Annotated in this window: 9 protein-coding genes; all 9 read right to left on the bottom strand. The window is 70.3% G+C overall.

The features are described 5' to 3' along the window. A partial coding sequence (locus tag GUY59_RS31775) for a hypothetical protein (RefSeq protein ID WP_161714796.1) occupies window positions 1–257 on the bottom strand: 257 nt, incomplete at its 3' end. 41 nt (window positions 258–298) lie between these two features. Further along, window positions 299–1,189, bottom strand: a complete 891-nt coding sequence (locus GUY59_RS31770) for a DivIVA domain-containing protein (protein ID WP_138203779.1) — start codon at window positions 1,187–1,189, stop codon at window positions 299–301. A gap of 104 nt (window positions 1,190–1,293) precedes the next feature. Then, the gene (locus GUY59_RS31765; RefSeq protein WP_132331012.1) at window positions 1,294–1,581 is read right to left on the bottom strand and encodes a YggT family protein; all 288 of its coding nucleotides are present in this window, start codon (window positions 1,579–1,581) and stop codon (window positions 1,294–1,296) included. Between the two features lie 80 nt (window positions 1,582–1,661). After that, window positions 1,662–2,162: a cell division protein SepF gene (locus GUY59_RS31760; RefSeq protein WP_132331010.1), complete on the bottom strand. Its 501-nt coding sequence runs from the start codon at window positions 2,160–2,162 to the stop codon at window positions 1,662–1,664. 139 nt (window positions 2,163–2,301) lie between these two features. Next, the gene (locus tag GUY59_RS31755; RefSeq protein ID WP_132331008.1) at window positions 2,302–2,994 is read right to left on the bottom strand and encodes a YggS family pyridoxal phosphate-dependent enzyme; all 693 of its coding nucleotides are present in this window, start codon (window positions 2,992–2,994) and stop codon (window positions 2,302–2,304) included. Window positions 2,995–3,090: 96 nt separating this feature from the next. Then, entirely contained in the window at window positions 3,091–4,611 is a 1,521-nt protein-coding gene (gene ftsZ, locus GUY59_RS31750; RefSeq protein WP_138203781.1) for a cell division protein FtsZ, read from the bottom strand. Between the two features lie 336 nt (window positions 4,612–4,947). Further along, a complete protein-coding gene (locus tag GUY59_RS31745) occupies window positions 4,948–5,616 on the bottom strand; it encodes a cell division protein FtsQ/DivIB (RefSeq protein ID WP_132331004.1) in 669 nt (222 codons plus the stop codon). A 76-nt stretch (window positions 5,617–5,692) separates the two neighbouring features. Then, window positions 5,693–7,090, bottom strand: coding sequence for a UDP-N-acetylmuramate--L-alanine ligase (gene murC, locus GUY59_RS31740; protein ID WP_132331003.1), 1,398 nt, complete (start codon window positions 7,088–7,090; stop codon window positions 5,693–5,695). Then, the gene (gene murG / locus GUY59_RS31735) at window positions 7,087–8,166 is read right to left on the bottom strand and encodes an undecaprenyldiphospho-muramoylpentapeptide beta-N-acetylglucosaminyltransferase (RefSeq protein ID WP_138203783.1); all 1,080 of its coding nucleotides are present in this window, start codon (window positions 8,164–8,166) and stop codon (window positions 7,087–7,089) included. Before murG ends, murC begins: the two co-directional genes overlap by 4 nt. Window positions 8,167–8,174 lie beyond the last annotated feature (8 nt).

Raw genomic sequence — 8,174 nt, 5'->3', positions numbered from 1 at the left:
TGGTGAGCCATGGCACCGGTCTGGGTGTACGGCATGCCCGGCGGGGTGAGCCCTTTCGGGGGGGTGGCCGGCGCAGCGGCCTGCCCGCCACCGGGAAAAAGCTCGTTTCGCCGCAGGAAGGCCCCGATCACCAGGAACAGCGCGGACAGCACGCTGACCACGATGGACCACATGATCAGGAACGGCTTCGCCAGTACGAAGCCCGCGATCAGCAAGACCACTGCCGCGAGCACCAAACCAGCACTGATGAGGATCACAGAGGGCTCTTTCGAGTGACAGGTCCTAGTGACCCTGTACTTTACCGGCGGTCGTTGTGGGGACCGTCACCGCCGGGGAAGGCGCCCTGGGGAGCCGCCTCGCCGCCGAACGGGTTGGGGCCACCGGGCAGGGGCTGCTGGCCACTTCCCTGGGGCACGGCGTGCGACATGGCAGGCGCCGCCTGGCCCTGCGGACCACCCGACATCACCGGGAACCCGCCGCTGCCCTCGGCCGCGACGTTGAGCTCGGCGAGCTGGTTCTCCAGATAGAGCTTGAGCCTGCTGCGGTATTCCCGCTCGAAGCTGCGCAGCTCCTCGACCTTGCGCTCGAGCTCGTCGCGGGTCTGCACCAGCGAGCCCATCGCCTGGCGGTGGCGCTCCTGGGCGTCGCGCTCGAGCGTCTCGGCGCGGGCCCGGGCGTCGCCGATGACCTGCTCGGCCTGGCGGCGCGCCTTGGTGAGGATCTCGTCGGCCTCGCGGCGGGCGCGGGTCACCGTCTCGTCCGCCTCCCGGCGGGCGTCGGAGATCGCCTGGTCGGCGGTCTGCTGGGCGAGGGCGAGCACGCGGGCCGCGGTGTCCATGTTGTCCTCCGTCGGAGGCATGTTCATGGCCACGGGCACCGACTGCGGCTGCTGTACCGGCGGCGGCTCGGGGGCCCGCATGGGCTCCGGCTGCGGCGGCGTCATCATCTCGGGCTTGGGCTGCTGCTCCTGGACCGGGGCGGAGGCCATGGGCATGTTCATGCCGCCCGGCACCTTCCCCCGCAGGCACTCGGCCAGCTTGGCGCGGAGCTCCTCGTTCTCTTGGATCAGGCGGTCGAGCTCAGCCTCCACCTCGTCGAGGAAGGCATCGACCTCTTCCTCGTCGTAGCCCGGCCGCAACCGGGTGGTACTGAACTGCTTGTTCCGCACATCAGCGGGCGTCAGCGGCATTTTTGGTCTCCTTGGCGCGCTTGGAGTCTGTCCGGAGGGACGGTAACCCGAATCACTTCAGCGCGGACACGAGTTGGATCACGACCGGCACGACATCGGCCCGTTCAGCGAAGCGCTCCCGCGATCTGGATCAGGATCAGCACGACGATGAACAGGACAGTGAAGCTTAGGTCAAAGGCCACCGTACCCAACCGGAGCGGGGGAATGAAACGGCGGAGGAACTTGAGTGGTGGGTCTGTTGCGGTGTAAGTGGCCTCCGCCAGCACCAGGACGACACCCGTGGGGCGCCACTGGCGGGCGAAAGCCTGCACCGTCTCGAAGATCATCCTGCCGATGAGCAGCACCAAGTAGAGAGACAGGACAACGACCAAGATCTGACTGACGATCCCCACGGCTCGGCCGCGCCTCCACTTCTGATGTGCCCTCCCGGTCTCGGCGAGACCTGGTTGGGTGCGATAGACATACAGAGACTCTAACTCTGGTTGAAGAACCCGCGTTCCGCGATTCGGGCCTTGTCCTCGGCGGTCACCTCGACATTGGCAGGGGACAACAGGAACACCTTGTTCGTAACACGTTCAATGCTGCCATGTAGGCCAAAGACCAGACCTGCTGCGAAATCCACAAGGCGCTTTGCATCACTGTCGACCATCTCGGTCAGGTTCATGATGACCGGGGTGCCGTCCCGGAAGTGCTCCCCTATGGTACGCGCTTCGTTGTACGTACGGGGGTGAAGGGTCGTGATGCGAGCGAGATCGGTCGTGCGACGCTCCACGATCGCCGTCGCGGGCCGTGGCGCGGGCACCCCGGCCTCCGCGTCCTCGTCGCGGTCCTGGACCGCGACAGGCCGCTCTTCGCCGGTTCGCTGCACGTCGTCCTCGTAGGCGTACTCGTCAGGGTAGGTCTCGTACCTCTCGTAGCGGTCGTCCTCCACGAGACCGAGGTAGACCGCCATCTTGCGCATCGCGCCGGCCATCGCTACGTCGTCCTCCTGCTCATGGTCGCACTCGCTCGGGCCCGTCTCCGGGTGCCGAGGCGGTAGGCGTACCCCCCTGGAGCTCACCGCTGATCGACCTCTACTCGGTCACGGGCCTGAAGACCCACTTGAGGGGACATTACCTGACGAAGGGCTTGCGACGACCGAGCAACGCCGTACCGATCCGCACGTGTGTCGCGCCGTAGGCGACGGCCTCGGTGAGATCCTCGCTCATACCGGCCGAAACCATCGTCGCCCGGGGATGCTGCTCCTGGACACGGGTCGCCACCTCCCGCAATGCGGCGAACGCCTTGGCCGGCTCCTCCCCCAGCGGGGCCACCGCCATGACGCCTCCCAGCCACACGCCCTCGGCGAGCGCCACCTCGTCGGCGAGCGCGAGCACGTCGGCGGAGCGCGCGCCGCCTCTGGCCGGATCGTCGTCGAGCGCCACCTGCAGCAGGCAGCCGACGGTGCGGCCCTGACGCACCGCCTCCTTGCTTATGGCCTCCACCAGTCTGGGGCGGTCGACGGAGTGGATCACGTCGGCGTACCCGACGACGGAGCGGACCTTGTTCGTCTGGAGCTGGCCGACGAAGTGCCACGTCAGCGGCAGGCCGGCGAGTTCGCGCGCCTTGGGCGCGGCCTCCTGGTCGCGGTTCTCCCCGACGTCTCGCACGCCGAGCTCGCACAGGATGCGTACGTCCTCCGCCGGCCTGGTCTTGGTGACGGCGATCAGCGTGACCTCGCCGCGGTCGCGCCCGACGGCCCGGCAGGCCGCCGCGATGCGCGTCTCGACCTCGGCGAGCCCGGCCGCGATCTCGTCCCTTCTCACTGCCTCTTCCTCTCGTTGCCGATCTGGTGACGTCTCCGCCGTGAACACGACGGCGCCGCTCCCGTTTCCCTTCGGGGAGCGGCGTCAGGCGACCGGCTATTTGAGGAAGTCGGGTACGTCGAGCTCCTCCTCCTGCTCCTCGAAGACCACGCGGGGACGTTTGGCGGGCTCCGACATGCGGGAGGTGATGGGCGTGGGCGGGTTGGCGGGCTCCGGCGTAGGCCGGGGGATGGAGACGGGGCCGGACGGTTCGTCGGCGACGGCCTCCCCCGCGTCCTGCCGGGAATCCTGCGCGGGCTCCACGGGCCGCACCGGCTCGGGTCGCTGCTCGGGCCCGGGCTCGGCCCTGAAGTCGGAGCGCGGCTCCGGCCGGGGCTCGGGCCTGAACTCGGAGCGCGGCTCGGGCCTGAACTCCGCGCGCGGCTCCTGCCGCGGCTCAGGACGGAAGTCGGTACGAGGCTCTGGACGGGCCTCAGGACGGACCTCGGCGCGCGGCTCGGCCCTGAAGTCCCCGCGAGGCTCCGAACGCTGCTCAGCACGCGGCTCAGGGCGCGCAGGAGGCGGCTCGGACTTCACGCTGGGCGCCGAGACGCTCGGCCGGGCGGGAGACGACACCGGCGGCGCGGCCGGACGCCCCGCCGGACGGGCCGCCGGTTTCTCGGCCGCCGTCGGCACGTCGTCGAAGCCGGCCGCGATCACCGTCACGCGCACCTCGTCGCCGAGGGCGTCGTCGATGACCGTGCCGAAGATGATGTTGGCGTCGGGCGCGGCCGCCATGGACACGAGCTGGGCGGCCTCGTTGATCTCGAACAGGCCGAGGTCGGAGCCGCCGGCGATGGACAGCAGCACGCCGTGGGCGCCGTCGATGCTGGCCTCCAGCAGCGGGCTGGAGACCGCCATCTCGGCCGCCGCCACCGAGCGGTCGTCGCCGCGGGCGTGTCCGATGCCCATGAGCGCCGAACCGGCACCCGACATGACCGACTTGACGTCGGCGAAGTCGAGGTTGATCAGGCCGGGCGTGGTGATCAGGTCGGTGATGCCCTGCACACCGGAGAGCAGCACCTGGTCGGCCGCCTTGAAGGCGTCGAGCACGCTCACCTGCCGGTCCGAGATGGACAGCAGCCGGTCGTTGGGGATCACGATGAGGGTGTCGACCTCGTCGCGCAGCGTCTCGATGCCGGCCTCGGCCTGCGAGGCCCTGCGCCGCCCCTCGAAGCTGAACGGCCGGGTCACGACGCCGATCGTCAGCGCGCCGAGCGACCTGGCGATGTTGGCCACGACGGGTGCGCCGCCCGTGCCCGTGCCACCGCCCTCGCCCGCCGTGACGAAGACCATGTCGGCCCCCTTGAGGACCTCCTCGATCTCCTCACGGTGGTCCTCGGCCGCCTTGCGCCCCACGTCGGGGTTGGCGCCCGCGCCCAGTCCGCGCGTGAGCTCGCGGCCCACGTCGAGTTTCACATCGGCGTCACTCATCAGCAGCGCCTGGGCGTCGGTGTTTATCGCGATGAACTCGACGCCCTTGAGTCCCTCTTCGATCATCCGGTTGACGGCGTTCACTCCGCCGCCGCCGATGCCGACGACCTTGATGACCGCGAGGTAGTTCTGCGGTGCTGCCACGACGAGGGGCCTTTCCGCTCGTTGACTTGCCATTTCGGTGCGGATCGTCTCCGCTTTTTGTCAGTTCGGGTAACTCTCAACCTCAGGTTGAGATTTAGATTTATGTCAACCTGAGGATTGATACGGACAGTAGGAGTTACGCTCCAGGCGGGTCAACTAACCGCGCCGCAAGCACGTCCGGCGTGTCGCGGGCTGTCCGTTTCGCTCCGAAGTCGCTCCTGGTCGGGGCCCTCCTCTGCCGAACGTCCGCTCTACAGGCTCTCACGTCGCGCCCCCCACCCCCGACAGGCTCGGCGATGCTCTTGCCACGCGGTTGCCAGACCCTGACGATCACCGTCACTTCAGCGTCACCACGTCCGGGGAACTCACGTCGTAACGGGTGGCGTCGCGCTCGCGCCGGAGCAGCGAGGTCAGGATGCGGCCCTTCTCCTTGGGCCGGTCCGCGCCGCCCCAGATGACGGTACGCCCGTCGGACAGCACGAGGGTGACGCCCTCGGCCGTGCCCGCGCGCACCTCCTTGACCCTGACCGCCACCGACCCCGGCACCACCTGGATGACCTCGAGCGCCGCCATCAACGCCGGATCGCCCTCGGCGGGGCGGTCGACCTTGATCAGCGGCAGCAGGGGCGGAACCGACGTCTTGACCTCGATCACCACACCCTGCCTGTCGACGATCGCCACCTGCCCGCCCACGGGGACGGCCGCCACGGGTCTGCGCTCGACGACCTGGATCTTGAGCGTGCCTGGCCAGACACGTTCGGCCTTCGCGCCGGCGAGCCGCCTGATGCCCATGACGCGGCTCTCGACGCCCGCCAGGTCGACGGTGGCGAGAGGGTGCAGGTCGGCCACCTCGGCCCGCTGCTCGATCTCCTCGGCGGACACTGTGACATTTCCCACGATCTCGATCGACCGCACGCCCAGCACGGGAGAGAAGAACACGAGCCACGCCGCCGTGCCCACCACGCCCGCCGTGAGCAGCACCAGGAACGCCGTCCGCGCCTTCATCGCCCTCCCCTGCATGTCGGCACAACCTACGCCGCCGGGTGGGTGAACACCGCACGCCACGCCCAACGGCGGCTGCTCAAGACAGGCGGGCGACGATCTGCGGGCCGAGCTCGGTGACGTCGCCCGCGCCCATGGTGAGCACGATGTCGCCGGGCCTGGCCCGCTCGGCGATCATCGCGGGCACCGCGGCCCGGTCGGGCGCGTACGCGACCCGCCCGGCCGGCAGCGGCACCCGCCCCGCCACCATCGCGCCGGACACCCCGGGCTCGGGGTCCTCGCGGGCGCCGTAGACGTCGAGCACGATGGCCTCGTCGGCCAGGCCGAGCGCCGCGCCGAACTCGTCGGCGAAGAACCGGGTGCGCGAGTAGAGGTGCGGCTGGAAGACCGCGATGACCCTGCCGGTGCCGGAGTAGGAGGCGACGACGTCGCGCGCGGCGCGCAGGTCGGCGGTCAGCTCGGTCGGGTGGTGGGCGTAGCTGTCGAACACGGCGATGCCGCCGGCCTCGCCCTTGGCCTCGAAGCGCCGCTTGGCCCCGGTGAAGGCCCCCAGGCCCTGCCTGATCTCCTCGAACGGCAGCCCCAGCTCGTCGGCCACGGCGATCGCCGCGGCGGCGTTGAGCGCGTTGTGCGCCCCGGGGACCGCCAGCCGCACGTCGCCTTTGCCCTCGATGGCGAACACGGTGCCGAAGCCGTCGGGCGCGACCCCGGTGACGTGGTAGTCCTCGCCCCGCAGGCCGTACGTCTTGACCCGCACCCCCCGCTCGCGCGCCCGGCCGGCCAGCTCGGCCGCCCCCGGGTCGTCGGCGCACACGATGAGCAGCGAGCCGACCCGGTCGGCGAACCTGGCGAAGCCGTCGTGCACCGCCCGGGGGTCGCCGTAGTTGTCGAGGTGGTCGGCCTCGACGTTGGTGACCACCGCGATGTCGGGCGCGAGCATGAGGAACGAGCCGTCGCTCTCGTCGGCCTCCGCCACGAACACCGTGCCCTGGCCGTCGTCGGCGCCGAGCCCGGTGGTGACGAGCTGGCCGCCCACGCAGTAGGACGGATCGGCCCCGCACTTCTGCAGCGCCACGGTCAGCATCGAGGTGGTGGTGGTCTTCCCGTGGGTGCCGGCGATGGCCACGGCGGTGCGCCCCGCCATGACGCTGGCCAGCGCGGCGGCCCGCGGGATGATGCGCAGGCCCTGCTTGAGCGCCTCGCCGAGCTCGGGGTTGGAGTCACGGATGGCGGTCGAGACGACCACGGTGTCGACGTCTCTGATATGGGAGGCGGCGTGCCCGATGTGCACCGTCGCGCCCAGCTCGCGCAGCTCGGTGATCAGCTCGGAGCTGCGCGCGTCACTGCCCGACACCGAAACGCCACGCTTGAGCAGAATGCGGGCGATGCCCGACATGCCCGCGCCGCCGATGCCGATGAAGTGCACCCGCCCCAGATCGTCGACGGCGACGGGATCGACCAGCTTCACGAGACTCATCGGGCTATCTCCAACACTTTCCTGGCAAGCATGATATCGGCGTCCTTGCGCCCCAGCCGGGAGGCGGCCTCCGACATGACGGCGACCCGCTCGGGGTCGTGGAGCATCGGCAGCACGTTCTGGATGATCCAATCGGGGGTCAGGCCCGCGTCGTCGACCATGAGACCGCCCCCGCCCTGAACGATGCGCTCGGCGTTCATACGCTGCTCGCCGTTGCCGTGCGGCAGCGGAACGTAGGCGGCGGGCAGCCCGACCGCGGTCAGCTCCGCGCACGTCAGCGCGCCGCTGCGGCACAACGCGACGTCGGCGGCGGCGTAGGCCAGGTCCATGCGGTCGAGGTAGGGCAGCAGCACGTACTGCGGGTCGCCCGGAGGCGGCTCGTGCTCGACGGTGTTCTTCGGGCCGAGCACGTGAAGCACCTGCACACCCGCCCCGCGCAGTACGGGCGCCGCGGCCAGCGCCGCGTCGTTGACCGACCTGGCCCCCTGCGAGCCGCCGAACACCAGCAGCGTCGGCCGGTCGTTCTCCAGCCCGAACCAGGAACGGGCCTTGTCGCCCATGGACAACCGGTCGAGATCGACGATGTCGCGCCGCAGCGGCGTGCCGATGAACTCGGCCTTCGGCAGCAGCTGCGCGTCGGGATAGCCGGTGAAGACGTGGTCGGTCAGCCGGGCGCCCAGCCGGTTGGCCAGGCCGGGACGCGGATTGGCCTCGTGCACGACGATCGGCAGCCCGCGCCGCTTGGCCGCCAGGTAGGCCGGGGTCGCGACGTAGCCGCCGAAGCCGACGAGGACGTCGGCCTGGACCCGGTCGAGTATGGCGGCCGTGGCGTTGATCGCGCCGGCCAGTCTGCCGGGCACCGTCAGCAGGCTCGGAGTGATCGACCTGGGCAGGGGCACGGCCGGCACCAGCTCCAGCTCGTAGCCCCTGGCGGGCACGAGCCGCGTCTCCAAGCCGCGTTCCGTGCCCACGCAGGTGATGCCGACGCTGCGGTCAAGATGGCGTAGCGCGTCAGCAAGGGCTAGCGCGGGCTCGATGTGCCCGGCCGTCCCCCCTCCGGCGAGGACCACCCTCATCTCGGTCA

Origin of the sequence: Nonomuraea sp. K271, from assembly GCF_009908215.1 — a bacterium.
GTDB classification, from domain to species: domain Bacteria; phylum Actinomycetota; class Actinomycetes; order Streptosporangiales; family Streptosporangiaceae; genus Nonomuraea; species Nonomuraea longispora.
The sequence above is the reverse complement of the archived record's forward strand: the minus strand, read 5'-3'. Positions and strand labels throughout refer to the sequence as shown.